The following is a 26,683-nucleotide window of genomic DNA, read 5'->3' as shown; positions in this document are numbered from 1 at the left end:
CGCCGAGATAACGCGCGGCCGAAAATCGCCACGACAATCACAGCAGAACGCGCGAAGCGCGGATGGGAATGACACGTGGATCTTTACGAGTATCAGGCACGAGACCTGTTCGAGCAGTACGAGGTGCCGGTCCTCGCCGGCATCATCGCCGACACCCCGGACGAGGTGCGGGCCGCGGCCGAGCGTCTCGGCGGCGTGGTCGTCGTCAAGGCCCAGGTGAAGGTCGGAGGCCGCGGCAAGGCCGGCGGCGTCAAGGTCGCCAAGACCCCCGACGAGGCCTACGAGGCGGCGAAGTCCATCCTCGGACTCGACATCAAGGGTCACGTCGTCAAGCGCGTGATGGTCGCGGCCGGCGCACGCATCGCCCAGGAGTTCTACTTCTCGGTGCTGCTCGACCGCGCCAACCGGTCCTACCTGTCGCTCACGAGCGTCGAGGGCGGCATGGAGATCGAGCAGCTCGCGGTCGAGAAGCCCGAGGCACTCGCGCGCATCGAGGTGAACCCGCTCACCGGTGTCGACAAGGCGGCCGCGGTCGAGATCGCGAAGGCTGCGAACTTCCCCGAGGAGCTCGTCGACCAGGTCTCCGACGTCTTCGTGAAGCTCTACGACGTCTACAAGGGTGAGGACGCGACGCTCGTCGAGGTCAACCCGCTCGTCCTCACGGAGGAGGGGCGCATCGTCGCCCTCGACGGCAAGGTCTCGCTCGACGAGAACGCCGCCTTCCGTCACCCGAACCACGCCGAACTCGAAGACACCGCAGCCGAGGACCCCCTGGAGCTCAAGGCCAAGGAGAACGACCTCAACTACGTCAAGCTCGACGGCGAGGTCGGCATCATCGGCAACGGCGCTGGGCTCGTCATGTCCACGCTCGACGTCGTCGCCTACGCGGGCGAGCAGCACGGCGGCGTGAAGCCGGCCAACTTCCTCGACATCGGCGGCGGCGCCTCGGCCGAGGTCATGGCAGCCGGCCTCGACGTCATCCTCGGCGACGCCCAGGTGAAGAGCGTGTTCGTCAACGTCTTCGGTGGCATCACCGCCTGCGACGCGGTCGCGAACGGCATCGTGAAGGCGCTCGAGATCCTCGGGGACGCAGCGACCAAGCCGCTCGTGGTCCGTCTCGACGGCAACAAGGTCGCGGAAGGCCGCGAGATCCTCGCCGCCGCCGCGCACCCGCTCATCACGCTCGCCGCAACCATGGACGAAGGCGCCGACAAGGCCGCCGAGCTGGCTTCGAAGTAAGGGATCGCACAAGCATGTCAATCTTCCTCAACAAGGACTCCAAGGTCATCGTCCAGGGCATCACCGGAGGCGAGGGCACCAAGCACACGGCGCTCATGCTGAAGGCCGGCACCCAGGTCGTCGGCGGCGTCAACGCCCGCAAGGCCGGCACGACCGTCACCCACGACGGTGGCGTCGAGCTGCCAGTGTTCGGCACGGTCGCCGAGGCCATCAAGGAGACCGGCGCAGACGTGTCGATCGCCTTCGTGCCCCCGGCCTTCACCAAGGACGCGGTCATCGAGGCCATCGACGCCGAGATCCCGCTGCTCGTCATCATCACCGAGGGTGTGCCGGTCGGCGACTCCGCCGAGTTCTGGGCCTACGCCCAGTCGAAGGGCTCCAAGACCCGCATCATCGGCCCCAACTGCCCCGGCATCATCACGCCTGGTGAGTCCCTCGTCGGCATCACGCCCGCGAACATCGCCGGCAAGGGACCGATCGGCCTCGTGTCGAAGTCGGGCACCCTCACGTACCAGATGATGTACGAGCTGCGCGAGATCGGGTTCTCGACGGCGATCGGCATCGGCGGCGACCCGATCATCGGCACGACGCACATCGACGCGCTCGCCGCGTTCGAGGCCGACCCCGAGACCAAGGCCATCGTCATGATCGGTGAGATCGGTGGCGACGCCGAGGAGCGCGCGGCCGATTTCATCAAGGCGAACGTCACCAAGCCGGTCGTCGGCTACGTCGCGGGCTTCACCGCGCCCGAGGGCAAGACGATGGGCCACGCCGGCGCGATCGTCTCGGGTTCCGCAGGCACCGCGCAGGCGAAGAAGGAGGCCCTCGAGGCCGCTGGCGTCAAGGTCGGCAAGACGCCGAGCGAGACCGCCGACCTCATGCGTGAGATCATCGCCTCGCTGTAACACCCGCAGCTCGACTGCGACCACGACGCGGCGCCCGGTTCGGGCGTCGCGTCGTGGCGTTTCGGCCCACGCACGCCGTGTGCCTGACCATCCGCGGGCGCGGCTCCAGGTAGGGTCGAAGGCGCATGAACCGTCTGACCGTCGCCCTCCTCGCCGCCCTCGATGCCACCCTCGCCGTGGCCATCGGCATCGGTGTCGCACTCGTCCCACTCCTCGCCCTGTGGGCCCTGCACTTCCAGTTGGACGTCGACCCGGCCGCGCTCTGGCGGGGGGCCGTCGACATCTGGGCGCTCGGCAACGGCTCGAGCATGCGCATCACCCTCGACACGGCCCTCATCACCCAACTCGGACTGCCCGCTGGGATGGAGCCGTTCCTCGTCTCCCTGGCGCCCCTCGCCTTCACGATCGGCACGGTCCTGTTCGGTCTGCGCACCGGGGCCCGCGCGGCGCGCAGCACCTGGTGGCAGGGTGCCGTCGTGCTGTCGGTGTTCGTGTTCGCCCTGCTCTCGTTCTTCGTGGCCCTCACCGCCCTCCACCCGGCGGTGCGTCCCTCGATCGTCCAGGGGACCCTCGCGCCGACCGTGCGCTTCGCAGGCGGGGTCGTGGTCGCCGCTCTGTGGGTCCGATTCCGTGAGCAGGACGCGGCCGATCCGATCCTCGACGGACTCCGCGCGATGCGGGACCGGATGCCGGACGGGACCTGGTCGATGATCGTCGCGGCGCTGCGTGGTGGAGCGCTCGCAGCCACGGGACTGGTGGCGGTCTCCGCGGTCCTGACCGCCATCCTCATCGCCGTCGGCTACGGTGCCATCATCTCCCTGCACGAGAGCGCGCAGTTCGGCGTCCTGGGTGGTGCGATCGTCACCGGCGCCGAACTCCTGTACCTCCCGAACCTCGTGATCTGGGCCATGAGCTGGATCACCGGCGCGGGCTTCGCCATCGGGAGCGGCACGGCGATCTCACCGATCGGCACGCTCGTCGGGCCCATGCCGGCCGTGCCGGTCCTCGGCGCCATCCCGACGGGGGAGAGCCCACTCGGTTTCGCGGTCCTCGTGGTCCCGGTCGTCATCGGATTCGCCGCCGCCGTGGTGCTGCGCCGTCGTCTGCTCGCCGACCTCGACGGGCGTGGCGGGCTCGCACGGCTGGCGGTCGTCGGTCTCGGCGTCGGGGTCACCGCGGGCATCATCGTCGGTGTCCTCGCCGCCCTCTCGGCGGGCGCGGCAGGCCCAGGTCGCCTCATCGAGGTCGGCCCGAACGGTTGGGCGACGGGCCTGTGGACCACGCTGACGGTCGGGATCGCGGCCGTGGTCGGCATGGCGGCCGGTCCGACGCATCTGGCCGATGAGGACCGCCTCCCGGAGCTGTACGCCCAGCCGAGCGGCCGGGGTGCCCGCGACCGATAGGATGCTCTGGTGCTGTCACTCGTCGTGCTGATCTCCGGTGGCGGATCCAATCTCCGCGCCCTCCTCGAAGCCTCACGCGACGCGGATTTCCCCGCTCGCGTCATCGCCGTCGGTGCCGATCGGGAGGCTGACGGCCTTGCTCACGCCGAGGAGTTCGGCATCCCGTCGTTCACCGTCCCGTACTCGTCCTTCGACTCGCGGGCGGAGTGGGGCGCGGCGCTCCTCGAACAGATCCGGGTCTGGAACCCGGACGTCCTCGTCCTCAGCGGCCTCATGCGCCTCCTGCCGCCCGTCGTCGTCGACGCCCTCTCGCCGCGCATCATCAACACGCACCCCGCGTACCTCCCCGAGTTCCCGGGCGCGCACGGCGTCCGGGACGCACTGGCGGCAGGCGCCTCGCAGACCGGGGCATCGATCATCGTCGTCGACAACGGTGTCGACGCGGGTCCGATCATCTCGCAGGAGCGTGTCCCGGTCCTGCCCGACGACACGGAGCACAGCCTCCACGAGCGGATCAAGCCGGTGGAGCGTCGACTGCTCGTCCAGGCCGTCCGCGACCTCGCCACCGGAACCATCGACCTCGAGGCGCTCTCCACGGCGTCCCGCCCGCCAGCAGAAGGAGCACCCCAGTCATGAGCGGTCCCAGCCACGACCACAGCCTCTACCGCGAACGCGACCTCGTCCCCGTCCGCCGGGCGCTGATCTCGGTCAGCGACAAGACCGGGCTGCTCGAGCTCGCCGGCGCACTCGCGGCAGCGGGCGTCGAGATCGTCTCCACCGGCTCCACTGCGGCGACCATCCGCGGTGCGGGCCACACGGTGACCGACGTGTCCGAGGTCACCGGATTCCCCGAGTCGCTCGACGGTCGCGTCAAGACCCTGCACCCCTCGGTGCACGCCGGACTCCTCGCCGATCTGCGCCTCGAATCCCACGAGGCCCAGCTCGCCGAGCTCGGTATCGAGCCGTTCCAGCTCGTCGTCGTGAACCTGTACCCCTTCGTCGAGACGGTCGCGAGCGGCGCCGCCGGTGACGACGTCGTCGAACAGATCGACATCGGTGGGCCGGCGATGGTGCGCGCCTCGGCGAAGAACCACGCCAACGTCGCGATCGTCGTCTCTCCCGAACGCTACGGGCTGATCACCGAGGCCGTCGCGGCCGGCGGCACCACGCTCGCTCAGCGTCGCTCGCTCGCCGCGCAGGCCTTCGACCACACCGCCTCGTACGACGCGGCGGTGTCCGCTTGGTTCGCGAGCACGGAGACGACCGAGGTGGACGCCTTCCCCAGCACGCTGACCGTCACCGGTCGTCGCGAGGCGGTGCTGCGCTACGGCGAGAACTCGCACCAGGCCGCGGCGCTGTACGTCCGTCCGGGTGGTGCAGGGATCGCCCAGGCGACGCAATTGCACGGCAAGGAGATGTCGTACAACAACTACGTCGACGCCGACGCGGCGGTCCGCGCGGCCTACGACTTCGCCAACCCCGCCGTCGCGATCATCAAGCACGCGAACCCGTGCGGTATCGCCTTCGCGAACCCGAAGGCACCCGACCCGATCGCCTCGGCCCACCGTCGGGCGCACGAGTGCGACCCGGTCTCCGCCTTCGGCGGCGTCATCGCAGCCAACCGCGTCGTGACCCTCGGCATGGCCGAGACGGTCAAGGAGATCTTCACCGAGGTGCTCGTCGCCCCGGGCTTCGAGGACGCCGCGCTCGAGGTGCTCAAGACGAAGAAGAACCTGCGGCTCCTGCAGCTGCCGGAGGACTTCGTGCGTGAGGACCGCGAGGTCCGGCAGATCTCCGGTGGCCTGCTCTACCAGGACGCGGACCGCTTCGCCGACGACCCGCAGGACACCGCCAAGGGCTGGACGCTCGTCACTGGCGAACCGGCCGACGACGACACCCTGCTCGACCTCATCTTCGCGTGGAAGGCGTGCCGCTCGGTCAAGTCCAACGGCATCCTGCTCGCCAAGGGCAGCGCGAGCGTGGGCGTCGGGATGGGCCAGGTCAACCGCGTCGACTCCTGCCACCTCGCCGTGAGCCGAGCCGGTGACCGCGCGGCGGGCTCCGTCGCGGCCTCGGACGCCTTCTTCCCGTTCGCGGACGGCCTGCAGGTCCTGCTCGACGCCGGCGTGCGCGCGGTCGTGCAGCCCGGTGGTTCCGTCCGCGACGAAGAGGTCATCGCTGCGGCCGAAGCCGCCGGCGTGACCATGTACTTCACGGGGGAGCGTCACTTCTTCCACTAGGCCGTGCCGCCCGCCCCTGTGGGGGTTCTGGGCTGGCTCTTGGTGATCTCCCAGCGGCGTCGGGCCCACATGGCCCGACGCCGCTGTGTCGTTGGGCTACGGTTGTCGGATGACTGCCACCTGGAGCCGCAAGCTCATCGCATCCGCCGCCGCCGCCGTCGCGACCATCGTCGTGGGCTTCCTGGGGGTCATGTTCGTCACGTTCGTCGGCTACCAGTTCGCCGGGACGATCTTCGCCCAGGCGAGCCCGTACTTCTTCGAGAGCACGATCATCACCTTCGTGCTGCTGCTGATCGTGGGCGTCGTCGGCCTCTACCGGTACCGACTCCTCGCCCTGCTGGGCGGCGCCGCCCTCGCCGTCATCGGAGCGCTCCTCGGCCTCATCGTCCAGGTGGCGACGACGGGGCAGCCCATCGACAGCACCGTGCTCGGCAGCATCGTCGCGACGCTCATCAGCCTCAACCTCGTCTTCGTGGTCGTCGTCGCGCTCTCCGCGGCATTCATCGGATACCCCGTGTACTGGATGGTCGTCCGCACGCAGGACGCCGTGCTCGACGACGGACGCCGGATCGCGCTCGTGCGCATGCCCGCCTCAAACCTCGCCGAAGGCCTCGTGACGCACCTGGAGCGCACGCCGATCGATGCCGAGCTCGCCGACAAGCAGTGGGACGCCTACGTCGCCGCGTTCGACGCCGCCGGCTGGGACACCACCGAGGTCTCCTGGGCCGAGCAGCTCGCGGACTCCGTCTTCATCGAGGACGCCGTCATCGTGATCGGCGACGTCGCCGTCGTGACCCGACCTGGCGCAGAGAGCCGTCGCCCCGAGGTCGTCGCAGCCGAGACCACCGCCCGTGAGCTCGGCCTCCGGATCCACCGGATCGAGGGCGAAGGCACCCTCGAGGGCGGCGACGTCCTCCGGGTCGGCACGACCGTCTACGTCGGTCGCAGCGGCCGCACCAACGCCGAAGGCGTCCGGCAGCTCCGAGCCATCCTCGCGCCGCTCGGGTTCGATGTCGTGGCGGTCCCCGTCACGACCGCCCTCCACCTGAAGTCGACGGTCACCGCGCTTCCCGACGGGACCGTGCTCGTCCACCCCGACCTCGTCGAGGACCCGTCCTTCTTCGGTCGCCACCTCGTCGTGCCCGAGCGCGAGGGCGTCGCGGTCGTCGAACTCGCGGAGGACACCGTGCTCATCTCCGCAGCCGCTCCCAAGACGGCTGCGCTGCTCGAGGACCGCGGCTACACCGTGGTCCAGGTGGACATCAGCGAGTTCGAGAAGCTCGAGGGCTGCGTGACCTGCCTGTCCGTGCGGGTCAGCTGAGCCGATCGTGGAGCAGCAGGCTGGAGCGCGCGGCGGTCGGGATCTGAGCCGGAGGACCGTCGCGCAGCGATTGGACATCCCGCTCGAGATGGCCAGACACCACGGGATTCCGCCGTTCTGGTCGGCGGACCAGTTGGCGGCGTTCCAGGCCGACCCGCCCGCCTGGTACGTGCAGTCCCGCGCGAACCGGACCGGGAAACGGCCGGTCTGGGTGGAGTTGCGGTGCTCGATCTGCGGCACCAGCGAGACGCTCCGCCCGAAGAAGTGGTGGCCGGAGTTCTCGATGGTGACCTGTTCCTGGCACGGCGCCGACGAGCTGCCGCCGGTGCCCGAGGGTGCCCGTCGGCGGGAGGTCGACGGCATCGGAGCCTTCGTCGGCATCGTCGACGAACCGATCTCCTGACGACGGGACCACCCGGACCGGTGCGTGCAACCGCATGGATCCCTTGCAGGCTGATGGCCGATTCCCATAGTCTGGTCTGCTGCGCCGAACCTCGTTCACCGTGATCGGTCGCCGCCCGCGTTCGAGTGCGACCTGTACACCCGGCCCGCGGCTCTCGCCAAACAGGATGAGGAGGATGCCATGACGCTCTCGAACCACACCGCGCTCGCGCCGACGGTCGATCGTGCCCGCTCCGCCTCGAGCCGCCGCCCCGTGGCCGTCCCGGCGCCAGCCGGACGCGCCGCCGCAGCGGACGCCGACGCTTAGCACGAGCGCCAGGCAGTCCACCTCACCATCCGTCCGGCCTCGTCCGGGCCCGTCACCGGATGCTGCGACCTCGCACAGCGACCTCGCCGTCCGGCCGTTCCACGACCATCATCCCGTCGGTGATCGACGTCACCGACGCTCTCGCAAGGAATCCCCGTCATGACTCCGCTCGGCGATGAACGCCGTCCTGTCCAACCGCGCCAGAGCACGTTCCGTGCCCTGATGCGGATCTACCCCTTCGCGAAGACCGCCATGCCGCGGATCGTGCTCGGCATGGTCGCCGCGCTCGTCGCCGGCCTGGTGGCTCTCGCGATCCCGCTCGTGCTGCAGGCGCTCGTCGACGGTCCGCTCTCGACCGGCGACTCCGCGCAGATCTGGCCGGCTGTGCTCGTGGTCCTCGCCCTCGGTGTCCTCGAGGCGGTCATGATCGCGCTGCGCCGCTGGTTCGTACTGACCCCCGGGACCCACGTCGAGGCGCGGATGCGCAATGCGCTGTTCGCCAAGTTGCAGGACCTCCCCGTGACCTTCCACGACCGGTGGCAGAGCGGACAGCTGCTCTCCCGCGCCGTCAGCGACCTCGGACTCATCCGCCGGTGGATCTCGTTCGGCTTCGTGCTCCTGATCGTCAACGGCGTCACGATCGTCATCGGTGCCGTCATCCTGTTCACCTGGAACTGGCTGCTCGGACTCATCTTCATCGCGCTCGCCATCCCCGTGTGGGTGTTCGGGTTCACCTTCGAGGGGCGCTACTCGGTCATCGCCCGGCGCAGCCAGGACCAGGCGGGTGACCTGGCGACCGCCGTCGAGGAGTCCGTCCACGGCATCCGGGTGCTCAAGGCGTTCGGTCGCGGCAAGCACGCCCTGCGGAGCTTCACGTCGCGCGCCGAGGACCTGCGGGGGACCGAGATCGAGAAGGCCAAGGCCATCGCGGGGATCTGGTTCTGGCTCGTCCTGTTGCCGGACGTCGCCTTCGCGCTCTGCCTGTTGGCGGGGGTCTGGCTCGCGTCGATCGGTGAACTCACCGTCGGTCAGCTGTTCGCCTTCTTCGCGACGGCCACGATCCTGCGGTTCCCGATCGAGTCGATCGGCTTCCTGCTCGCGATGACCTTCGACACCCGGACGGCGACCGACCGGTATTTCGAGGTCATCGACTCGGTCAACACGATCACCGACCCCGAGCACCCCGTACGCATCCGTGAACCGCGCGGCGAGCTCGTGTTCGAGGACGTGCATTTCCGCTACCAGGACGCACCCGACCGCTATGCGGACGTGGTGGACGGCGTCGACCTCCGGCTCGAGCCTGGGGAGACCATGGCACTCGTCGGTCTGACGGGTTCCGGGAAGTCGACCATCACGGCACTGACCACCCGCCTGTACGACGTCACGGGTGGGCGGATCCTGCTCGACGGGGTCGACATCCGTGCGCTCACCCGAGAAGACCTGCGCCGGCACATCGCGATGGCGTTCGAGGATGCGACCCTCTTCTCGGCGAGCGTCAAGGAGAACGTCCTCCTCGGGCGGGACGACATCGACCTCGACTCCGCGGAGGCCGATCGGATCCTGCGCGAGGCGCTCGACATCGCCCAGGCCGGGTTCGTCGACGAATTGCCGAACGGCGTCGAGACGCTGGTCGGTGAAGAGGGGCTCAGCCTGTCCGGTGGGCAGCGTCAGCGGCTCGCACTCGCGCGTGCGGTGGCCGCGCGGCCGGAGGTGCTCGTGCTGGACGATCCGTTGTCGGCGCTCGACGTCGACACCGAGGCGCTCGTCGAAGCGGCACTCCGCCGCGTGCTCGCCTCCACCACGGCCCTGATCGTCGCCCACCGGCCGAGCACCGTCACCCTGGCGGACCGCGTCGCCCTCCTGGAGGACGGTCGCATCACCGCCGTGGGTCGCCACAGTGAGCTGTTGCAGCACAACGCCCATTACCGCTACGTGATCTCGAGTCTGGAAGACGACGAACGAGAGTCAAACCGCCAGGAGGTGAACCTGTGACCCCGCCGACGACCGTCCACGGAGTGGAGGGTGAGGAGCGCGACGACCTCACCCGTGACGAGTCCGCGCACATCCGGCGCCGTTCGCTGCGCCTGCTCGGATCGCTGCTCGCGCCCCTGCGCCTGCGCGTGATCGCCGCCATGACCATCGTCGTGGTGTCGACGGCCGCCCAGGTCGCCGGGCCCGCGTTGATCGCCCTCGGCATCGACCGCGCCCTCCCGGCCGTCCTGGAACGCGCCGACTGGATGCCGGCCTTCCTCGTGGTCGGCGCGTACCTGCTGACCGGCGCCGCCGGTGCGACGCTGATCTCCTGGTACACCGTGCTCGCCGCTCGGATCAGCCAGGCGATCCTGATCGACCTGCGGAAGCGCGTGTTCCTGCAGACGCAGCGGCTCAGCCTCGACTTCCATGAGAGCTACACCTCGGGTCGCATCATCTCCCGGCAGACGAGCGACCTCGACTCCATCCGCGAGCTGCTCGACTCCGGGATCAATCAGCTCGTGTCCGGCGTGCTGTACATGGGGTTCACCGCGGCGGCCCTCGTCCTCGTCGACTGGGTGAGCGGGCTGGTCCTCCTCGGATCACTCATCCCGCTGTTCGTGCTCACGCGCTGGTTCCAGCTCCGCTCGCAGCGGATGTTCCGCGAGTCGCGGGTCCGGTCGGCGAAGCTCATCGTGTTCTTCGTGGAGGCGATGACCGGTATCCGTGCTGTGAAGGCGTTCCGGAAGGAGCGGCGGAACGAGCGCGCGTTCGGCGAGCTCGTGGAGCAGTACCGCGACACCAACGCCCGGGTCATCCAGCTGTTCGGGGTGTTCGATCCCGGACTGGTGTTCATCGGCAACGTCTCCGTCGCCGTGGTGCTCCTGGTCGGCGGGTTCCGGGTCGCGGACGGACAGCTCGCGATCGGAGCGCTGCTCGCGGCGCTCCTCTACACGCGGCGGTTCTTCGACCCGATGGAGGAGATGGCGATGTTCTACAACTCCTACCAGTCGGCCGCTGCGGCGCTCGAGAAGATCTCCGGCGTGCTCGAGGAGCGTCCCGGGGTGCCCGACCCGGTCGCGCCGGTCGACCTGTGGACGTCGCAGGGACGCATCACCTTCGACGACGTGACGTTCGCGTACGCCGCCGACCGGGTGGTGCTCCCGGAATTCGACCTCGAGATCCCGGCAGGGCAGACCATCGCACTCGTCGGCACGACCGGTGCGGGCAAGTCGACGCTCGCGAAGCTCATCAGTCGGTTCTACGACCCGACCGACGGTGCGGTGCGCCTCGACGGCATCGACCTGCGCGACCTCCACCCGAAGGACCTCCGTCGGGCGATCGTCATGGTGACGCAGGAGGCCTACCTGTTCTCCGGCTCGGTCGCCGACAACATCGCGTTGGGCAAGCCCGACGCGACGATCGAGGAGATCACCGCCGCCGCGAAGGCCGTCGGCGCGCACACCTTCATCGAGGCGTTGCCGAACGGCTACGACACCGACGTGAACAAGCGCGGTGGTCGGGTCTCGGCCGGACAGCGGCAGCTCCTGTCGTTCGCGCGGGCGTTCCTCGCGGATCCGGCCGTGCTGATCCTCGACGAGGCGACCGCATCGCTCGACATCCCGAGCGAGCGACTCGTCCAGGACGCGCTGCAGACCCTGCTCGCGGACCGCACCGCGATCATCATCGCGCACCGGTTGTCGACCGTCGCGATCGCCGACCGGGTGCTCGTGATGGAGCACGGCCGGGTGGTCGAGGACGGCGCGCCAGCGGAGCTCATCGGCGGCACGGGTCGGTTCGCCGCGATGCACGCCGCCTGGCGGTCCTCGGTCGGCTGACCCGGGCCGCGCAGGCGTGTCCACGGGGTCCTCAGGTGACGGAGTGACCCCGTGGGCACTACACCTCGTCTCGTCGACCTGCCACAATGAGCGGATGACCAGTCAGGAACCGCGTTCGCTGCGTGTCGCCGTCGCGGACGACGCGGTGCTCCTCCGTGAGGGTGTCGCGCAGATCCTCAAGGCGGGTGGTCACGACGTGGTCGGATCGTTCGGGTCGGCGGTCGACCTGGTCGACCGCATCGACGCGGGGCTGCAGCTCGACGCCGTGGTGCTCGACATCCGGATGCCGCCCACCCACACCGACGAGGGCATCGTCGCCCTCGAGCAGTTGCGGGCGTCGGGCTTCGCAGCCGGGGTGCTCCTGCTGAGCACGTACGCGGTGCCCTCCTACGCGGTCCGCGCGCTCGGCTCCGGAGGTGGCACCGGTTACCTGCTGAAGGACCGCGTCGCCGACTCCGGGACGCTCGTCGACGCCGTGGAGCGCGTGGCGGCGGGTGAGTCCGTCGTGGATCCCGAGGTCGTCTCCCTCCTCGTCGCGGAGCGGACCCGGTCCGACGGCCTGGACCACCTCACGGAGCGGGAACGCGAAGTCCTCACCCTCATGGCCGAGGGGCGATCGAACTCCGGCATCGCGAAGGCGCTGGTCGTCAGTCTGAAGACCGTCGAAGCACACATCAGCCGCATCCTGGCCAAGCTCGGACTCGAGGACTCACCGGCGGACCACCGCCGCGTCCTCGCGGTCGTGCGATGGCTGGAACACACGGATGGCTGACGGTCGCCCACACGGACGGGCGACCTCGCTGCCCATCCCGGCACCGGCCGGCCGCGGGCGCCTGCCGTGGCCGCTGCGACTCGGCATCCTGCTCGCCGCCGCACTCGTGTGCGTCCTGTCGGTCGTGTTCGGCGTCGTCCAGCCGGGTATCGCCGACGGCAACGGTCTGCCCTGGTTGGTGGGCCACCTCGCGGCACTGGTGGCGGCAGGGCTGATCTGGTGGCTGGCTCCGACGGCCGCTCCGGGCTGGGTGATCGTCGGGTACGCGCTGGCCGAGACGGCCTACATGTGGGCGTACGGCGTCGACGCGGGCTGGCTCTGGCCGCTCCTCATGTCGATCTCCGTGCTCCCGGGGGTCGCGCTGGTGTGGCTGGCCCTGGCCTTCCCGGCGGGCCGGCTGCGGCGCGGCTTCGATCGGCGGCTCGTCATCACCGCCTCGGTCTACCTCGTCACCTATGCGATCGTGACGCTCCTGGTGACCCCGAACCACGTGCTCGACGCGAGCCATGAGCGGAGTCGGTACGCCGTCCTCGCGACCGGAGACGTGGCCGACGCGCTCGGTCGGGTCCACGCGGGTGTCATGGGGGCCTTCGCGGTCGTGGTCGCGGGTGTCGTGCTCCTGCGGTGGGCGCGGAGCAGCGGAGCGGCCAGACAGGTCGCCTTCATCATGCCGGTGGCGTTCGTGTTGTGGCTCGTCATCGGGGTCGCGTGGTCCCTCGTCCGCCTCGGGGGATGGCCGGAGCACCTCCGGCTCGTCGTCGAGGACCTCAACGCGTTCTCGGTGGTGCTCGTCCCTGCCGCGTACGCGACGGGTCTCATCCGGATGCGGACGATCCGCGCCAGGGCCGTCGACCTCGTGCAGACCGGACAGCTGAGCGAGACCGGTCACGACCGCTGGGACGGTGCGGTGAAGACCGTCCTCGGGGACCGCACCGCCCGGCTCGTCTGGCCGGGATCGCAGCGGACCACCGACCGGGACCCACGCGGTCGGGCGATGTCGAGCGTCGGCGACGCGGACGCGCCGCTCGTGTACATCGAGCACGACGCGGCTCTGCTCGACAATCCGCAGTTGCTCCGGTCGGTGTCGGCGTCGCTGCGCATTATGATCGACAACGAACGACTCACCGCTGAACTCCGCCACTCGTTGCGCGAGGTGAGCCGGTCGCGGTTGCGCATCGTGCAGGCGGCCGACGAAGCGCGACGGCGGGCGGAGCGCGACCTGCACGACGGCTCCCAGCAGCAGCTGTTCTCCGTCGCGCTGCGACTCCGGATGGCGAGCGACGCTGCACGCGCCGACGGCCAACTCGCCCTGGCCGACGGCCTCGAGACCACCATCGATCAGCTCGCGAGCGCCATCAAGGAGCTCCGCGAACTCGCCCGAGGTCTGCACCCGGCGCTCCTGGCCGAGGGCGGACTGGCGCCGGCGATCGCCGAACTCGGGCGCCGGTGCACCGTCGTCACCAAGGTCGCCGTCGAGCTCCGCGAGCGGCCCGGGCAGCTCATCGAGTCGACGGTCTACTACGTCGTCTCGGAGTGCCTGGCCAACGTCACGAAGTACTCCGGGGCGTCGAGCTGCGAGGTGGTCGTCTCCGACGATCCGGACGGCGGGCTCCGGGTCGTGGTCGCGGACGACGGGGTGGGCGGTGCCGACCCCGCGCGGGGAAGCGGGTTGCGCGGTCTGGCGGACCGGGTCGACGCCGTCGGCGGGACGATGCGCGTCGAGAGTCCGATCGGTGCCGGGACGGTCGTCTCGATCCACCTGCCCGGCTGATCGGGTGCGAAGCCGGTCAGTACAGCAGTGCCTCGCGACCCAGGCGGTACCGCCCGCCGCTCATCGGGACGATCGGTGTGCCCTCGGCCTCGTAGTGTTCGAGGGCGCGATCCTCGTGCCCCGTCGGAGGGAGACCGCCCGACCGGACGACCCGCCACCAGGGCACGGCGTGCCCGTACTGCGCCATCACGCGACCGACGCCGCGCGCCGACTTCGACCCGATGATGGACGCGACCTGGCCGTAACTCAGGGCGCAGCCCTCGGGGATGTCGGCGACGACGGCCAGCACGGCCTCAGCGAACGCCTCAGCCGAGTCCGTCGGTGACGACCCGCTCACCGTCTCAGAGGCTGATGCTGCCGATGGTCTCGCCGTACTGGGTCTCGCCGACAGGGGAGAACCCGACGCGGAGGAAGAACGCCTCGGGACCGAGGTCGCCGGGCTCGTAGATGACGTTGACGTGGTCGAAGCCGCGCTGCTTGGCCTCCTCGATGAGCGAGGCCACCGCGAACCGGCCGACGCCGCGGCCCTGGTCGTCGGCGTCGACGTTGATGCGCCACAGGGCGGAGCGGAACTCCTCCTGCGCCGACTCGTGGTCGAAGTTGGCGGAGATGAATCCGACGACCTCGTCGCCGTCGAGGATGACGCGCTGCCAGGAGGTGGCGGGGTTCACGACCGCGGCCGCGACCGCGTAGGACACCGGGGCGATGAACTGCTCCTGCCCGGGTTTCATGGTGAGCGCGTTGACCGCCACGATCGTCGATGCGGACAGTTCTTCCAGACGCAGCTCAGCCATGAGCCCAGGCTAACCTGTCCGGCGGACCGCGGATAGTCCGTCGGACCGCCGACACGCTCCTCGCGGCGACATCCACGGCCGACCCACAGGCGGGGAGCGGGGCGTCCGGGTGCCGTCGGATCCAACTGTCTCGATGTCAAGAGACCTGGCAGGTCTTGTAAGCTAGGGCGTGGCCGTGCCGTCCACCTTTCGGATGCGGTCTCCTCCATGCCATGCGGAGCACTCCACCGCGTGCGCACCTCCGTAGGCCGCTCGGCTCAGGGCGGCATCAGAAAGGACAACCAGTGTCGAAGATCAAGGTCGAAGGCACCGTCGTCGAACTCGACGGCGATGAGATGACTCGCATCATCTGGCAGTTCATCAAGGACTCGCTCATCCACCCCTACCTCGATGTGAACCTCGAGTACTACGACCTCGGCATCGAGAAGCGTGATGAGACGGACGACCAGATCACGATCGACGCCGCGCACGCCATCCAGAAGCACGGCGTCGGCGTCAAGTGCGCGACCATCACCCCCGACGAGGCACGTGTCGAGGAGTTCGGTCTCAAGAAGATGTGGCGGAGCCCGAACGGCACCATCCGCAACATCCTCGGCGGCGTCATCTTCCGCGAGCCCATCATCATCTCGAACATCCCGCGTCTCGTGCCCGGGTGGAACAAGCCGATCATCATCGGCCGCCACGCGTTCGGCGACCAGTACCGCGCGACCGACTTCCTATTCAAGGGCGAGGGCAAGCTCACGGTCGAGTTCACGCCCGACGACGGCTCGGAGCCGCAGAAGTTCGAGGTCTTCCAGTCGCCCGGCGACGGCATCGCACAGGTGCAGTACAACCTCGACGCCTCGATCCGCGACTTCGCGCGTGCCAGCCTCAACTATGGCCTGAACCGCAACTACCCGGTGTACCTCTCCACGAAGAACACCATCCTCAAGGCCTACGACGGCCGGTTCAAGGACATCTTCCAGGAGATCTTCGACGCGGAGTTCAAGGAGCGGTTCGAGGCTGCCGGCATCACCTACGAGCACCGACTCATCGACGACATGGTCGCCTCGGCCATGAAGTGGGAGGGCGGTTACGTCTGGGCCTGCAAGAACTACGACGGCGACGTCCAGTCCGACACCGTGGCTCAGGGCTTCGGCTCGCTCGGCCTCATGACGAGCGTGCTGGCCACGCCCGACGGCAAGATCGTGGAGGCCGAGGCCGCACACGGCACCGTCACGCGCCACTACCGCCAGCACCAGCAGGGCAAGCCCACGTCGACGAACCCGATCGCCTCGATCTTCGCGTGGACCCGTGGCCTGCAGCACCGAGGCGTGCTCGACGGCAACCAGGAGCTCATCGAGTTCGCGGCGACCCTCGAGGACGTCGTCATCAAGACGGTCGAGTCCGGTGCCATGACGAAGGACCTCGCGCTCCTCGTCGGCCCCGACCAGGCCTACCAGACGACCGAGGAGTTCCTCGAGACCATCTCGGCGAACCTCAAGGCGCGCCTGGCCTGACGACGTCGGCCTGACCGGCACCGGCACCACACGGACGGGGTCCGGGAGCACACGCTCCCGGGCCCCGTCCGTCGTTCGGGTCACGACGCCGGCCCGGACGGTCGTGTTAGCGTCGATGGACCACCTCGACGACGACGTGAGGACCATCGATGTCACCGATGACGAGAAGACAGTTGCTGGCCTGGGCTGCAGCCGGTGGTGCGACCGCACTCCTGGCGGGCTGTTCCACCCCGGGGACGGTGTCGCCGAACACCGGTCCGACGATCGCCCCGGCCGCCGCCGGTGAACGGATCACGCTCACGTACTGGGCCTGGTTGAAGGACCTCCAGAAGGTCGCCGACGTCTGGAACGCCGACCACCCGAACGTGCAGGTCGAGGCCGTGTGGATCCCCGGAGGCAACGACGGCGGGTATCAGAAGCTCTACTCGGCGCTCGCCGCGGGTGGTGGTCCGGACCTCGCGCAGGTCGAGATGCGGACGCTCCCCGAGTTCCTGCTCGTGAACGGGTTGGTCGACCTCCGGCGCTACGGCGCGGACGAGGTCGCGTCGCGGTACAACGAGACCCTCTGGAACCAGGTCTCCTACGTCGACGGGGTCTACGGGATCCCACAGGACTCCGGTCCGATGGCGCTCTACTACCGCCCGGACCTGCTCGACCGGGTGGGCGCGAAGGCCCCGGCCACCTGGGACGAGTGGTTCCAGGTGGCGGGGGCGGTGCGCGACGCCGACATGTATCTGGATTGCTTCGCCCTCGACGACGCGTCGTGGTTCGCGGCCATGGCGACCCAGGCCGGCGCGTCCTGGTTCCGTGTCGACGGCGACCGGTGGATCGTGGACATGACGGACGACGCGACCCTGGAGACGGCCAGGTTCTTCGACCGGGCCATCGACGAGGGCGTCATGACCACCTCCTACAGCCAGTTCTCACCGGCCTGGTTCGCCGCTGCGGCGAAGGACTCGATCGCGTCGCTCGCCGGAGCCAGCTGGGGAGACGCCCTCCTGCAGGGCGTCTCGGGGGCCGAGGGCAAGTGGCGGGTCGCGCCGTTGCCCCGGTGGGGGAGCGAGGGGTACGGCTCGACCTTCCAGGGCGGGTCCACGGCTGCCGTCCTCGCGAACAGCGCCCACCCGAGGGAGGCGCTCGAGTTCGCCGTGTGGATGACCACGAGCGACGCCGGCATCGACGCCATGATCGAGCACTCCGGCATCGGGTGGTCGCCGAACGACGCCTACATCGGTGCCCGCCGACAACAGCCGAGCGAGTTCTTCGGTGGCCAGAACTACAACGAGGAGGTCTTCGTGCCGGCGGCCAAGGAACAGAACAACGAGTGGCAGTGGTGGCCACTCACCCAGCAGACCTTCAACATCCTCGCCGACGGGTTCCGGGCCAAAGCCTCAGGCGGCACCCTCGTGGACGCCGTGGTCCAGGGGCAGCGCGACGTCATCACCGCGTTCCGCAACAAGGGCCTCCGGATCGAGGCGGCGTCGTGAGCGCCATCACGGAACGCCCGGCGCGGGGTGTGGCGGACGACCCGTCCCGGTCGGGATCGCAGCGCCGACGCCGGACCTCGGTCGCGGCTCCATGGATGCTCCTCGGACCGTTCCTGGCGCTCTTCGTCCTCACCTTCATCCTGCCGATCATCGTCGCGGTCGGCAGCAGCTTCGTCCGTGTCTCACGGAAGGGTGTCTTCGGGGAGGAGGGCGTCACGACCGAGTTCGCGTGGTTCTCCAACTACGCCCAGGCCCTGGAGAACGGCAACTTCATCGCCTCGATCGGCCGGATGCTCCTCTTCGGCGTCGTGCAGGTCACGGTCATGATCGCGCTGTGCACCCTGCTGGCGCTCCTCCTCGAGTCCGCCTCCGCGAAGTGGCCGGGGTTCTTCCGGGCCGTGTACTTCCTGCCCTACGGCATCCCCGGCGTGATCGCGACGATCCTCTGGTCGTTCCTCTACGTCCCGGGACTCAGCCCGATCATCGACATCGCCGGGGCGATGGGGATCGAGCTCGACTTCCTCGGCGCCGGCACGGTGCTCTGGTCCATCGCCAACATCGTGACCTGGACCTACACCGGGTACAACATGATGATCGTCGTCGCCCAGTTGAAGGCCATCCCCGGCGAGGTGTACGAAGCCGCGAAGGTCGACGGCGCCGGGCCGTTCCGCGTCGCGGTGAGCATCCAGCTCCCGCTCATCCGGCCGGCGCTCATCCTCACGACCGTGTTCTCCATCATCGGCACGCTTCAGCTCTTCGCCGAGCCCCAGGTGCTGCAGACCGTGTCGCCCGCGATCGACAACGAGTACACGCCGAACCTCAGCGCCTACACGACCGCGTTCGCCTACAACGACTACAACGTCGCCGCAGCGCAGGCGGTGCTCATCGCCCTGGTCGCGTTCGCGCTGTCGTTCATCTTCCTGCGCCTGACGTCGAGGAGGGCATCATGAGCGAGACCCGGAGCATCACGACCGCGACCTCGTCGAAGCGAGCCCAGCGGCTGAGCGACCAGCAGGGGCGCCCGGGTGGGTCCAGGGGGATGCGGGTGCTCGTGACGGGCATCCTCGTCGTCGTCGCGGTCTACTTCCTGGTGCCCGTGTACTGGGTGGTGATCGCTGCGACCAAGAGCACCGAGGATCTGTTCGGCAGCAACGGCTTCCTCCTCGGCTCGGAGTTCTCGTTGTGGTCGAACCTCCACGAGGTGCTCACCTACGACGGCGGCATCTTCGTCCGCTGGTTCGGCAACTCGGTGCTCTATGCGGGCGTGGGAGCCCTCATCGCGACGTACCTCGCCGCGGCAGGCGGGTACGCGCTCGCGAAGTACCGGTTCCGGGGGCGTAACCTCGTCTTCGGCACCATCCTCGGCGGGGTCCTCGTGCCGGGGACGGCCACAGCACTCCCGCTGTTCCTGCTCTTCAGTCAGCTGGGACTCGCGAACACGTACTGGTCGGTGCTCCTGCCGTCGCTCGTATCACCGTTCGGGTTGTTCCTCTGCCGGATCTACGCCGACGCGACGATCGACGACTCGCTCATCGAGGCCGCACGGATCGACGGCGCGAGCGAGCTGCGGATCTTCCACACCGTGGGGCTGAAGATCCTCACGCCCGCGCTCGTGACCGTCTTCCTCTTCCAGCTCGTCGGGATCTGGAACAACTACTTCCTGCCACTCGTCATGCTGTCCGACAGCACGCTGTACCCGATCACCCTGGGCCTGAACAACTGGCGGAGCCAGGTCGACCGCCTGCCGGAGTTCTACGAGCTGACGACCGGCGGCGCGCTGTTGTCGATCATCCCCTTGGCGATCGCGATGATCGTGCTGCAACGCTTCTGGCGTGGCGGGCTCACCGAGGGATCCGTGAAGTAGGCGTCGGTCCGGAGACGGCGACGGGCCCCGGGATCAGTCGATCCGGGGCCCGTCGTCAGTCGTGTCGAGCTAGAGGCTGCAGGTGTTGCCGAGCGTGGTGAACTCGTCCTGGAGCTTCGTGAGCGAATCGGTGAGCCCGGTCTGGTCGACGTTCTGCGGGTCGTCGACAGCCGTCTTCGCGACGTCGATGAAGTCGTTGAGTGCCTTCACCGAGTCGTTCGCCGCGGTCTTCACCTCATCGTTCGTGACCTTGTCGGCCGCCGCCTTGAACGTTCCGGAGAAGTCGTCGAGCTGGGTGACGGCCGCCTCGGGGTCGGAGGACAGCGAGCTCAGGCCCGACTGCAGCTGCGAAGCCGACCCCGTCACCTCGGACTGGATGAGCTTGCACGCATCCTCCTTGCTCTGGGCGCCGCCGGCACAACCGGTGAGGAGCAGGCCCGAGACGGCGATCGCGCCGAGGAATGCTGCTGCGTTCTTCTTCATGGTGGTGTGATTCCCCCGTGTTCGGTGCCCGTGGCGGGCCCGCCCGCGCGCTGCGGGTCGGCCTCCAGGCTACCCGGTGGAGCCAGCAGTCCGCAGGCGGACGCCGTCCGACGCTGGTGCGTGGTCGTCGCCGACATGGACGTGAGCCCCGTTTATTTGTAAGCTTGGCGAACAAACCGGTGGTGCGAGCGGGTCGCTCCACGGATCGAAGGAACCACAGCATGCAGACGCGCCACGACGCCCTCCGGAGACGAACCGCGTGAGGGTGGGACTCGACATCGGCGGCACGAAGACCGATGCCGTCGTCGTGACGGATGACGGTGCGCTCCTGCATCGGCTCAGACTGGTCACCGGACGCGGCCCGGACGCGGTCGTCGAAACCGCCGTCGAGGCAGTCAGTCGGCTCTCCGACGCCGTCGCGCGTCCGATCGACGCGTTCACGTCGGTCGGCGTCGGTATCCCCGGCCTCATCGTCCCGGGCACCGGCCGCGTGACCCACGCCGTCAACCTCGACGTGGAGGAACTCGAGCTCGGTGCGATCCTCACCCAGCGACTCAGGGTCCCGGTCGCCGTGGAGAACGATGTGAAGGCGGCCGCCCTCGGCGCCTGGCAGCTGCTCGACGGTTCCGGCACGATGGCCTACCTCAATCTGGGCACGGGCGTCGCCGCCGGCATCGTCACGGACGGCCGGCTCTGGCAGGGCTCGAGCGGGGTCGCCGGCGAGGTCGGGCATCTGTCCGTCGATCCGCTCGGTGATCGCTGCGGGTGCGGACAGCGGGGGTGCGTCGAGACCATGGCCGCCGGCGGTGCGGTCTCCGCCGCCTGGGGAGCCGACGTGGCCCTGCCGGTGCTCGACCTCTTCGACCACGCCGACGCCGGGGACCCGCGGGCCGTCGCCCTCCGCGCACGCCTCGGTCACGGTGCGGCCGCGGCCGTCCGCATCCTGACCCTCACCGTCGACGCTGACGACATCGTCCTCGGAGGAGGACTCACCGCTCTCGGCGAGCGCCTGCTCGCCGTCATCCGCGAGGCTCTGGCCGAATCCGCGGCCGGGTCTCGATTCGTCGCATCATTGCAGTTGGAACAGCGCGTGCGCCTCGTGCCGACGGGATCCCCCGTCGCGGCGATCGGCGCAGCACTCGTGGGAAGAGGAGAACCGTCGCATGGCTGAAGTCGTGATCGTGGGGGACAGTGGTGCCGCAGGCGCCCTCGTCGCGGAGGCGATCGTCTCCCTGATCGAGGAACGTCCGGACGCCGTCCTCGGGCTGGCGACGGGTTCGACCCCGCTCCCCGTCTACGAGGCCCTTGCGACCCGGTCCCGCGGCCTCGACCTCTCGCAGGTGCGAGGGTTCGCCCTCGACGAGTACGTCGGCCTGCCGGCCGGGCACCCCGAGTCGTACCGTTCCGTCATCACGCGTGAGGTCGTCGAGCCGCTCGGCCTCGTGCCCGAGCGCATCCAGGTGCCGAACGGTGCGGCCGAGACCATCCAGCACGCGGGCGCCGACTACGAAGCGGCGATCCAGGCCGCCGGTGGCGTCGACCTGCAGATCCTCGGCATCGGGACAGACGGCCACATCGGGTTCAACGAGCCGGGCTCGTCGTTCGCCTCGCTCACCCGCGTGAAGACCCTGACGGAGCAGACTCGCCGGGACAACGCACGGTTCTTCGACTCGATCGACGACGTCCCCATGCACTGCATCACCCAGGGGCTCGGCACCATCCTCCGTGCGAGGCACCTCGTCCTCCTCGCCTTCGGTGCGGGCAAGGCCGCTGCGATCGCCGCTGCGCTCGAGGGACCGCTCTCCGCGAACCTCCCCGGTTCGGCGGTGCAGCTGCACCCGCGCGCCACGGTGGTTCTCGATGAAGCGGCGGCGTCCGAGCTGCAGCACGCCGACTACTACCGTTACGCGTACGCCAACAAGCCCGCCTGGCAAGGTATCTGACGGCTCAGGCGACGCCCGCCAGTCGGAGGAGTGCCGTGGTGAGGGCCGCCGCGAGGACGATGACGACGAACGGCGACTTCCTCCAGGCGAGGACGCCGGCCACCAGGACGCCCGAGAGTCGTGCGAATCCCGCGAAGTGCTGGTCCTGGGTCAGGGCCGTGGTCGTGAGCACCGCCATGAGCAGGACGATGGCGGCGTCCGCGAGCAGGGTCTCGACCCGGTCCGAGACCTCGGCGCGGGTGCGCAGGAGTGGCCCGGCCAGGCGGAACGTGTAGGTGCCCACGGCGAGGATGAGGACCCCGACCAGCACGAGCATCGACTGGTTCACGCGGTGACCTCCGGCTTCGGCTGCTTCCGGCCGAAGCCGAACAGGAGGCCGACGAGCGACAACAGGACGGGGATCCCCGAGGGGAGGAACGGCGTCGCGGCGACGGCGACGACCGCGCCGACGAGTGCGGCTCGGCGTGTGCGGCGCTCGCGGAGGGCGGGGAAGATGAGGGCGAGCAGCACGGCGGGGAACATCACGTCGAGTCCGAAGGCGTCCGTGTCCTCGATCACGGTGCCGGCGAAGGCTCCGAGTGCCGCGCCCGCCGGCCAGCAGAGGAGGATGCCGAGGCCGCACGCCCAGAACGCGGCGCGCTTCCGCTCCAGGGTGTCCTGATCGAGCGCGAAGACGACGGACTCGTCGTTGAGGAGGTGTGTACCGAGCACGCGGCGCCAGCCCGTGCCGACGACCTCGTGGATCGCGAGGCCGAACGGCAGGTGACGGGCGTTCACCAGCAGCCCTGCCAGCGCTGCGGTGAGCGGACTCCCGCCGGCCGCGACGATCCCGACGAACAGGATCTCCGATGCGCCGGCGAGGACGAGCAGGGCGAGCGCCAGGATGACCCAGGGCTGGATGCCCGAGTGCACGGCGACGGCTCCGTAGGAGATGCCGACCAGTCCGTCGGCGACGCAGACCAGCGCGATGGCCCGTGTGGTCGGCCGACCGAGGTGACTCCATATCGAACGCACGTACACTATATTGAACGCGTACGAAGCGTTCGTCAAATCGAACGCGTAATACCTTGGAGCGAACGCATGACGCAGGTCGAACCATCCGACGACGGAGCACCGCACGCCGCGGTCGCGGCGGCGCTGACCCGCGAGCGGCAGCGAACCGGCCTCTCACTCGCGGAGGTGGCCCGTCGAGCCGGGATCGCGAAGTCGACCCTCTCGCAGCTGGAGGCGGGGCTCGGGAACCCGAGTCTCGAGACCCTCTGGGCGCTCAGCGTCACCCTCGACGTCCCCTTCGCCCGCCTGGTCGAGCCGGCGCGACGGCCGGTCCAGGTCATCCGTGCCGGTGAGGGGCCGACCCTCGCCGCGTCCGGGGCGGACTACGTCGCGACGGTGTTGTCCGCCTGCCCGCCGAACGCCCGACGCGACATCTACCGTATCGTCGTCGAACCCGGGGAGCCGAGGCGCTCGGAGCCGCACATGCCGGGCGTCGTCGAGCACTGGATCCTCAGCACCGGTCGCGCGTCCATCGGACCCGTCGGCGAGGAGGTCGAACTCGGTCCGGGGGACTACCTCGCCCACGCCGGGGACGTGCCGCACGTCTTCGAGGCACTAGAGCCGGGCACGACCGCCGTCGTGGTCACCGAACACGTCTGAGCACCTCGACAGGCTCGGTGACCAGGGCAGCTCGGTGACCAGGGCGACTCGGCGACCGGGGCGGCTCGACGGCTGATCAGCCGTCGATGACGTGCACGAGCTCGTCGATGAAGCCGGCGAAGTCCTCGGAACGGCGGATGATCCGGGCGACGCTCGAGCGCTCCGAGAACACCTCGACGAACTGGTCGAAGACCGTCTGGAACGCGGCGCGACCCGATTCGCTGAACGCCACGAGTGCGACGACGCTCACGCGCGCTCCGCCCCACTCCATCGGCGTCTCGTTCACCGCGATCGCGATGGCGGTCGAGTGCGCGGTCATCGCCATGGCGTGCGGCACGGCCAAGGTGTCGGTGAACGCCGTCGACGACATGCGCTCCCGCTCGATCGCGGCGGTGAGGTAGCTCTCGTCGATGATCCCCTGGGCGATCATGCGCTCGCCGAGCAGGCGGATCATGCCCTCCTCGTCCTCGGCGTGCGCGTTCCGGAGGAAGAGGTCCGGGTGGAAGTACTGCAGCAGTTCGTCGGTGATCTCCGACAAGCGGGACGACCTCCGCACGCGGCTGACCGCGCTCCGGACGCGCTCCACGTCGGCCGCGGTGAGGAAGGGTTGGATGACGACGATGCCGTCGGCAGGGGCCGGTGGCTCGATCGTCGTGAGCACGAGGTCGGTGTCGATGGCGGCCCAGTCGACATCGGTGCGGGTGATGACGGATCGGACGTCGAGGACGTCGCCCAGCTGCGATTCGACGCGTCGACGCAGCACCTCGTGCATGTCGTAGTAGCCGGCGGAGACGATCGTGGAGCCGAGGAGGGCCTCCTTGCGGGCCTTCTGCTCGAGCTGGGCGCCGACGTGCATCGCGATGTAGGCGATCTCGTCGTCGTTGATGATGATCGAGCCGTGCCGCTGCAGTTGGCTGGCGATGAAGACCGCGAGCTCGTAGATCATCGGGTACGAGGTCTTGATCGAGCGGGTCAGCGGATTGCGTGAGTAGGACTGGTCCTGTGCACGACGGATGAGGTTCTGGACGTGGAGGGTGAGCCGGATGATGAAGTCCTCGTCGGAGAGGTCGACGAGGTACTCGCGGCCGGCGCGGTCCACGGCCTGACGGACGGCGGCGAGGTCGTCCTGGTTGACGTAGTCGTCGACGAGGACTTCGGCGGGAGCCCCACTGCCCGGCGTCACCACCCGCGTCACGAGCAGGTAGCTGAGGTACACGAGGTCGCCCTCGCCGAGCGCGACGTGGAAGTGGGCGTCGACGAGCCGCGCCAGATCCTCCGCGACCGCCTCGACCTCCGGGGTGCGCGGAGCATGGTCTGTGGGCTCCGCCAGACGATCCTTCGTGACCCGGTCGATGGCGATCGCGATGTGGAGCAGCACGTTCGCGATGCCGTACTCGTTCACGTAGTACCCGCGCGCGGTCAAGGCCTCGAGCAGCTCGCCCTTGAACGGGCTGAACTCGTTCGGCGCGAACGCCCGCTGGAGCGCCTCGAGCTCGACGATGCCGCGGTCGGTCTCGTCGCGGAACATGCGGCTGAGGAGCCGTCTCCGCTCCGTCTCACCGCCCGCCATCGTCACCGTCGATCCGGAACGGTCGAGCGTGAGGGCGGTGTCGGCGAGCATGGCGCGGACCCGGCCCAGGTCGCCCTCGACGGTCGACTCGCTGACGTGGAGCCGCTGTGCGGTCTCGTGCACGTCGATTCCCGAGGGCGCGCTGATGAGCAACCGGACGAGCCCGTAGAGCCGATCCCGGGGCGTCTCTGATTCGAACGCCGATGCGGCTCGTCGCCGGTAGACCGCGTAGCCGTCGGCGTTCAGTCGATACCCGTTCGGCCCGGACTCGACGACGTCGTGCGGTGCCGTGCGGGTGTTGACCGCCGTGACGTAGCTGCGCACGCTCCGCGGTGTGACGCCGAGCACCTCCGCGACCTCCGTGGCCGTCGTCCAGCCGTCCCGTCCCGCGAGGTAGCCGAGCATGCGGTCGTGTTTCTCGCGTGCCACGATGCCCTCTCCGTCGGTCGGCCGTCGCGCGGTCCGGGCGAACCGCTCCACCGAGTCAACCACCTTCCCGACTGCTTCCGCGCGTTCGACGACCTTTCCGCCCCGGCGGAAGAGCTTCTGGTGGAGCCGCGAGGGGCGCGACGGAATGATGGGTTGGTAGGCAATCGGCGGTTCTGGAGAAGGTTCGATGAAGATCCTGGTGATTTGCGGCGCGGGTGCGTCGAGCACGTTCATGGCCCAACGCCTGCGTCGCGCGGCAGCCGACCGATCGATCGACGTCTCCGTCGCGGCCGGTGCCGAATCGCAGGTCCTCGGCGGCACGATCGCCCTCGACGGTGTCGACGTCCTGCTCGTCGGCGCCCACCTCGCCGACCACGAGGCCGCGCTGCGCGCTGCAGCCGAGCCCACCGGCACCGCGGTCGCGGTCCTGCCCGGCGACGTCTTCGGCGTCGAGGGTGGCGCGCGAGCCCTCGAACTCGTCCTCTCGATCCAATCACCAACCAGGAGGTAACCCCCATGGCAACTCGAACCGTCCGCATCGGCTCGTCGCACGGCCTGCATGCCAGGCCCGCGAAGCTGTTCACGCAGGCTGCGAAGGACGCCGGGGTCCCGGTGACGATCGCGAAGGGCAGCGGCAAGCCCGTCAACGCGGCGAGCATCCTCGGCGTGATCGCGCTCGCCGTCGAGCACGGCGACTACGTGACCCTGTCCGTCGACGGCGAGGGCGCCGCAGCCGAGGGCACCCTCGACACGCTCTCCGAGCTCCTGGTGACCGACCATGACGAGCAGTAG

The 26,683-nt window shown here is 69.3% G+C and carries 27 protein-coding genes; 21 read left to right on the top strand and 6 right to left on the bottom strand.

All coding sequences use genetic code 11. The features are described from left to right. Nucleotides 1–75: 75 nt before the first annotated feature. The 12 genes from sucC (at nucleotide 76) to AC4PMY_RS03885 (ending at nucleotide 14,169) form a co-directional block, all read left to right on the top strand. On the top strand, nucleotides 76–1,239 hold the full coding sequence (gene sucC, locus AC4PMY_RS03940; RefSeq protein WP_064296654.1) for an ADP-forming succinate--CoA ligase subunit beta: 1,164 nt from the start codon (nucleotides 76–78) through the stop codon (nucleotides 1,237–1,239). A 14-nt stretch (nucleotides 1,240–1,253) separates the two neighbouring features. Beyond that, on the top strand, nucleotides 1,254–2,144 hold the full coding sequence (gene sucD / locus AC4PMY_RS03935; protein ID WP_064296653.1) for a succinate--CoA ligase subunit alpha: 891 nt from the start codon (nucleotides 1,254–1,256) through the stop codon (nucleotides 2,142–2,144). A gap of 125 nt (nucleotides 2,145–2,269) precedes the next feature. Further along, nucleotides 2,270–3,547, top strand: coding sequence for a cell division protein PerM (locus tag AC4PMY_RS03930; protein WP_071259460.1), 1,278 nt, complete (start codon nucleotides 2,270–2,272; stop codon nucleotides 3,545–3,547). A gap of 9 nt (nucleotides 3,548–3,556) precedes the next feature. Next, nucleotides 3,557–4,183: a phosphoribosylglycinamide formyltransferase gene (purN, locus tag AC4PMY_RS03925; RefSeq protein WP_064296651.1), complete on the top strand. Its 627-nt coding sequence runs from the start codon at nucleotides 3,557–3,559 to the stop codon at nucleotides 4,181–4,183. Further along, nucleotides 4,180–5,787: a bifunctional phosphoribosylaminoimidazolecarboxamide formyltransferase/IMP cyclohydrolase gene (gene purH, locus AC4PMY_RS03920; RefSeq protein WP_071259458.1), complete on the top strand. Its 1,608-nt coding sequence runs from the start codon at nucleotides 4,180–4,182 to the stop codon at nucleotides 5,785–5,787. Before purN ends, purH begins: the two co-directional genes overlap by 4 nt. 109 nt (nucleotides 5,788–5,896) lie before the next feature. After that, a complete protein-coding gene (ddaH, locus tag AC4PMY_RS03915) occupies nucleotides 5,897–7,108 on the top strand; it encodes a dimethylargininase (protein ID WP_071259456.1) in 1,212 nt (403 codons plus the stop codon). An 88-nt stretch (nucleotides 7,109–7,196) separates the two neighbouring features. Further along, nucleotides 7,197–7,511 carry a hypothetical protein gene (locus AC4PMY_RS03910; protein ID WP_071259810.1) on the top strand — a complete coding sequence of 105 codons (315 nt, stop codon included), beginning with the start codon at nucleotides 7,197–7,199 and terminating at the stop codon, nucleotides 7,509–7,511. Between the two features lie 180 nt (nucleotides 7,512–7,691). Further along, nucleotides 7,692–7,817 (top strand): hypothetical protein, encoded by a 126-nt coding sequence (locus AC4PMY_RS03905; protein ID WP_255376697.1) that lies wholly within the window; start codon nucleotides 7,692–7,694, stop codon nucleotides 7,815–7,817. 222 nt (nucleotides 7,818–8,039) lie between these two features. Further along, a complete protein-coding gene (locus AC4PMY_RS03900; protein ID WP_254773559.1) occupies nucleotides 8,040–9,809 on the top strand; it encodes an ABC transporter ATP-binding protein in 1,770 nt (589 codons plus the stop codon). Beyond that, the gene (locus tag AC4PMY_RS03895; RefSeq protein ID WP_064296647.1) at nucleotides 9,806–11,626 is read left to right on the top strand and encodes an ABC transporter ATP-binding protein; all 1,821 of its coding nucleotides are present in this window, start codon (nucleotides 9,806–9,808) and stop codon (nucleotides 11,624–11,626) included. The genes AC4PMY_RS03900 and AC4PMY_RS03895 overlap by 4 nt, the downstream gene beginning before the upstream one ends. Before the next feature lie 94 nt (nucleotides 11,627–11,720). After that, nucleotides 11,721–12,398 carry a LuxR C-terminal-related transcriptional regulator gene (locus tag AC4PMY_RS03890; protein WP_064296646.1) on the top strand — a complete coding sequence of 226 codons (678 nt, stop codon included), beginning with the start codon at nucleotides 11,721–11,723 and terminating at the stop codon, nucleotides 12,396–12,398. Further along, on the top strand, nucleotides 12,391–14,169 hold the full coding sequence (locus AC4PMY_RS03885) for a sensor histidine kinase (protein ID WP_071259452.1): 1,779 nt from the start codon (nucleotides 12,391–12,393) through the stop codon (nucleotides 14,167–14,169). Before AC4PMY_RS03890 ends, AC4PMY_RS03885 begins: the two co-directional genes overlap by 8 nt. Before the next feature lie 16 nt (nucleotides 14,170–14,185). On the opposite strand, the gene AC4PMY_RS03880 is transcribed toward AC4PMY_RS03885, so the two are convergent. Both AC4PMY_RS03880 and AC4PMY_RS03875 read right to left on the bottom strand, forming a co-directional pair. Beyond that, nucleotides 14,186–14,506, bottom strand: a complete 321-nt coding sequence (locus AC4PMY_RS03880; RefSeq protein WP_064296644.1) for an MGMT family protein — start codon at nucleotides 14,504–14,506, stop codon at nucleotides 14,186–14,188. A 4-nt stretch (nucleotides 14,507–14,510) separates the two neighbouring features. After that, entirely contained in the window at nucleotides 14,511–14,963 is a 453-nt protein-coding gene (locus tag AC4PMY_RS03875; RefSeq protein WP_079001745.1) for a GNAT family N-acetyltransferase, read from the bottom strand. 284 nt (nucleotides 14,964–15,247) lie between these two features. Between AC4PMY_RS03875 and AC4PMY_RS03870 the strand changes: the two genes are divergently transcribed. From AC4PMY_RS03870 to AC4PMY_RS03855, 4 genes are all read left to right on the top strand, one after another. Continuing rightward, nucleotides 15,248–16,462 (top strand): NADP-dependent isocitrate dehydrogenase, encoded by a 1,215-nt coding sequence (locus AC4PMY_RS03870; protein WP_064296642.1) that lies wholly within the window; start codon nucleotides 15,248–15,250, stop codon nucleotides 16,460–16,462. Between the two features lie 149 nt (nucleotides 16,463–16,611). Next, a complete protein-coding gene (locus AC4PMY_RS03865) occupies nucleotides 16,612–17,949 on the top strand; it encodes an ABC transporter substrate-binding protein (RefSeq protein ID WP_491622057.1) in 1,338 nt (445 codons plus the stop codon). 95 nt (nucleotides 17,950–18,044) lie between these two features. Further along, a complete protein-coding gene (locus tag AC4PMY_RS03860) occupies nucleotides 18,045–18,899 on the top strand; it encodes a carbohydrate ABC transporter permease (RefSeq protein ID WP_079003857.1) in 855 nt (284 codons plus the stop codon). Beyond that, nucleotides 18,896–19,813 (top strand): carbohydrate ABC transporter permease, encoded by a 918-nt coding sequence (locus tag AC4PMY_RS03855; RefSeq protein ID WP_082916227.1) that lies wholly within the window; start codon nucleotides 18,896–18,898, stop codon nucleotides 19,811–19,813. Before AC4PMY_RS03860 ends, AC4PMY_RS03855 begins: the two co-directional genes overlap by 4 nt. Before the next feature lie 69 nt (nucleotides 19,814–19,882). Here AC4PMY_RS03855 and AC4PMY_RS03850 read toward each other — a convergent pair whose 3' ends face one another. Then, nucleotides 19,883–20,296 carry a hypothetical protein gene (locus AC4PMY_RS03850; RefSeq protein ID WP_491622056.1) on the bottom strand — a complete coding sequence of 138 codons (414 nt, stop codon included), beginning with the start codon at nucleotides 20,294–20,296 and terminating at the stop codon, nucleotides 19,883–19,885. Nucleotides 20,297–20,555: 259 nt separating this feature from the next. Between AC4PMY_RS03850 and AC4PMY_RS03845 the strand changes: the two genes are divergently transcribed. Beyond that, a complete protein-coding gene (locus AC4PMY_RS03845) occupies nucleotides 20,556–21,467 on the top strand; it encodes an ROK family protein (protein WP_491622055.1) in 912 nt (303 codons plus the stop codon). Then, a complete protein-coding gene (locus tag AC4PMY_RS03840) occupies nucleotides 21,460–22,239 on the top strand; it encodes a glucosamine-6-phosphate deaminase (RefSeq protein WP_064296637.1) in 780 nt (259 codons plus the stop codon). The genes AC4PMY_RS03845 and AC4PMY_RS03840 overlap by 8 nt, the downstream gene beginning before the upstream one ends. Before the next feature lie 4 nt (nucleotides 22,240–22,243). On the opposite strand, the gene AC4PMY_RS03835 is transcribed toward AC4PMY_RS03840, so the two are convergent. Both AC4PMY_RS03835 and AC4PMY_RS03830 read right to left on the bottom strand, forming a co-directional pair. Continuing rightward, nucleotides 22,244–22,567, bottom strand: a complete 324-nt coding sequence (locus AC4PMY_RS03835) for an AzlD domain-containing protein (RefSeq protein ID WP_217634970.1) — start codon at nucleotides 22,565–22,567, stop codon at nucleotides 22,244–22,246. Beyond that, nucleotides 22,564–23,289 (bottom strand): AzlC family ABC transporter permease, encoded by a 726-nt coding sequence (locus tag AC4PMY_RS03830; protein ID WP_491622054.1) that lies wholly within the window; start codon nucleotides 23,287–23,289, stop codon nucleotides 22,564–22,566. Before AC4PMY_RS03830 ends, AC4PMY_RS03835 begins: the two co-directional genes overlap by 4 nt. Before the next feature lie 30 nt (nucleotides 23,290–23,319). Here AC4PMY_RS03830 and AC4PMY_RS03825 point away from each other — a divergent pair, with 30 nt between their 5' ends. Beyond that, nucleotides 23,320–23,892: a helix-turn-helix domain-containing protein gene (locus tag AC4PMY_RS03825; RefSeq protein WP_064296636.1), complete on the top strand. Its 573-nt coding sequence runs from the start codon at nucleotides 23,320–23,322 to the stop codon at nucleotides 23,890–23,892. 76 nt (nucleotides 23,893–23,968) lie between these two features. Here AC4PMY_RS03825 and AC4PMY_RS03820 read toward each other — a convergent pair whose 3' ends face one another. Next, nucleotides 23,969–25,954 (bottom strand): BglG family transcription antiterminator, encoded by a 1,986-nt coding sequence (locus tag AC4PMY_RS03820; RefSeq protein WP_491622053.1) that lies wholly within the window; start codon nucleotides 25,952–25,954, stop codon nucleotides 23,969–23,971. A gap of 124 nt (nucleotides 25,955–26,078) precedes the next feature. Here AC4PMY_RS03820 and AC4PMY_RS03815 point away from each other — a divergent pair, with 124 nt between their 5' ends. Together AC4PMY_RS03815 and AC4PMY_RS03810 are read left to right on the top strand one after the other, a co-directional pair. After that, nucleotides 26,079–26,402, top strand: coding sequence for a PTS sugar transporter subunit IIB (locus AC4PMY_RS03815; RefSeq protein ID WP_071259442.1), 324 nt, complete (start codon nucleotides 26,079–26,081; stop codon nucleotides 26,400–26,402). Between the two features lie 5 nt (nucleotides 26,403–26,407). Continuing rightward, on the top strand, nucleotides 26,408–26,683 hold the full coding sequence (locus AC4PMY_RS03810; RefSeq protein WP_064296634.1) for an HPr family phosphocarrier protein: 276 nt from the start codon (nucleotides 26,408–26,410) through the stop codon (nucleotides 26,681–26,683).

Source organism: Plantibacter sp. MDV22-iso1 (assembly GCF_058408345.1).
Note: the sequence above shows the minus strand (reverse complement) of the source record. Positions and strands in the feature narration are given on the sequence as shown.

Bases quoted from the DNA above. Each gene is read 5' to 3' on its own strand.
- AC4PMY_RS03825 (WP_064296636.1), top strand. From the start codon at position 23,320: ATGACGCAGGTCGAACCATCCGACGACGGAGCACCGCACGCCGCGGTC.
- AC4PMY_RS03885 (WP_071259452.1), top strand. From the start codon at position 12,391: ATGGCTGACGGTCGCCCACACGGACGGGCGACCTCGCTGCCCATCCCG.
- AC4PMY_RS03890 (WP_064296646.1), top strand. From the start codon at position 11,721: ATGACCAGTCAGGAACCGCGTTCGCTGCGTGTCGCCGTCGCGGACGAC.
- AC4PMY_RS03910 (WP_071259810.1), top strand. From the start codon at position 7,197: ATGGCCAGACACCACGGGATTCCGCCGTTCTGGTCGGCGGACCAGTTG.
- AC4PMY_RS03905 (WP_255376697.1), top strand. From the start codon at position 7,692: ATGACGCTCTCGAACCACACCGCGCTCGCGCCGACGGTCGATCGTGCC.
- AC4PMY_RS03860 (WP_079003857.1), top strand. From the start codon at position 18,045: ATGCTCCTCGGACCGTTCCTGGCGCTCTTCGTCCTCACCTTCATCCTG.
- AC4PMY_RS03865 (WP_491622057.1), top strand. From the start codon at position 16,612: ATGTCACCGATGACGAGAAGACAGTTGCTGGCCTGGGCTGCAGCCGGT.
- AC4PMY_RS03850 (WP_491622056.1), bottom strand. From the start codon at position 20,296: ATGAAGAAGAACGCAGCAGCATTCCTCGGCGCGATCGCCGTCTCGGGC.
- AC4PMY_RS03815 (WP_071259442.1), top strand. From the start codon at position 26,079: ATGAAGATCCTGGTGATTTGCGGCGCGGGTGCGTCGAGCACGTTCATG.
- sucD (WP_064296653.1), top strand. From the start codon at position 1,254: ATGTCAATCTTCCTCAACAAGGACTCCAAGGTCATCGTCCAGGGCATC.
- AC4PMY_RS03855 (WP_082916227.1), top strand. From the start codon at position 18,896: ATGAGCGAGACCCGGAGCATCACGACCGCGACCTCGTCGAAGCGAGCC.
- purH (WP_071259458.1), top strand. From the start codon at position 4,180: ATGAGCGGTCCCAGCCACGACCACAGCCTCTACCGCGAACGCGACCTC.
- AC4PMY_RS03810 (WP_064296634.1), top strand. From the start codon at position 26,408: ATGGCAACTCGAACCGTCCGCATCGGCTCGTCGCACGGCCTGCATGCC.
- AC4PMY_RS03875 (WP_079001745.1), bottom strand. From the start codon at position 14,963: ATGGCTGAGCTGCGTCTGGAAGAACTGTCCGCATCGACGATCGTGGCG.
- ddaH (WP_071259456.1), top strand. From the start codon at position 5,897: ATGACTGCCACCTGGAGCCGCAAGCTCATCGCATCCGCCGCCGCCGCC.
- AC4PMY_RS03840 (WP_064296637.1), top strand. From the start codon at position 21,460: ATGGCTGAAGTCGTGATCGTGGGGGACAGTGGTGCCGCAGGCGCCCTC.
- AC4PMY_RS03930 (WP_071259460.1), top strand. From the start codon at position 2,270: ATGAACCGTCTGACCGTCGCCCTCCTCGCCGCCCTCGATGCCACCCTC.
- AC4PMY_RS03900 (WP_254773559.1), top strand. From the start codon at position 8,040: ATGCGGATCTACCCCTTCGCGAAGACCGCCATGCCGCGGATCGTGCTC.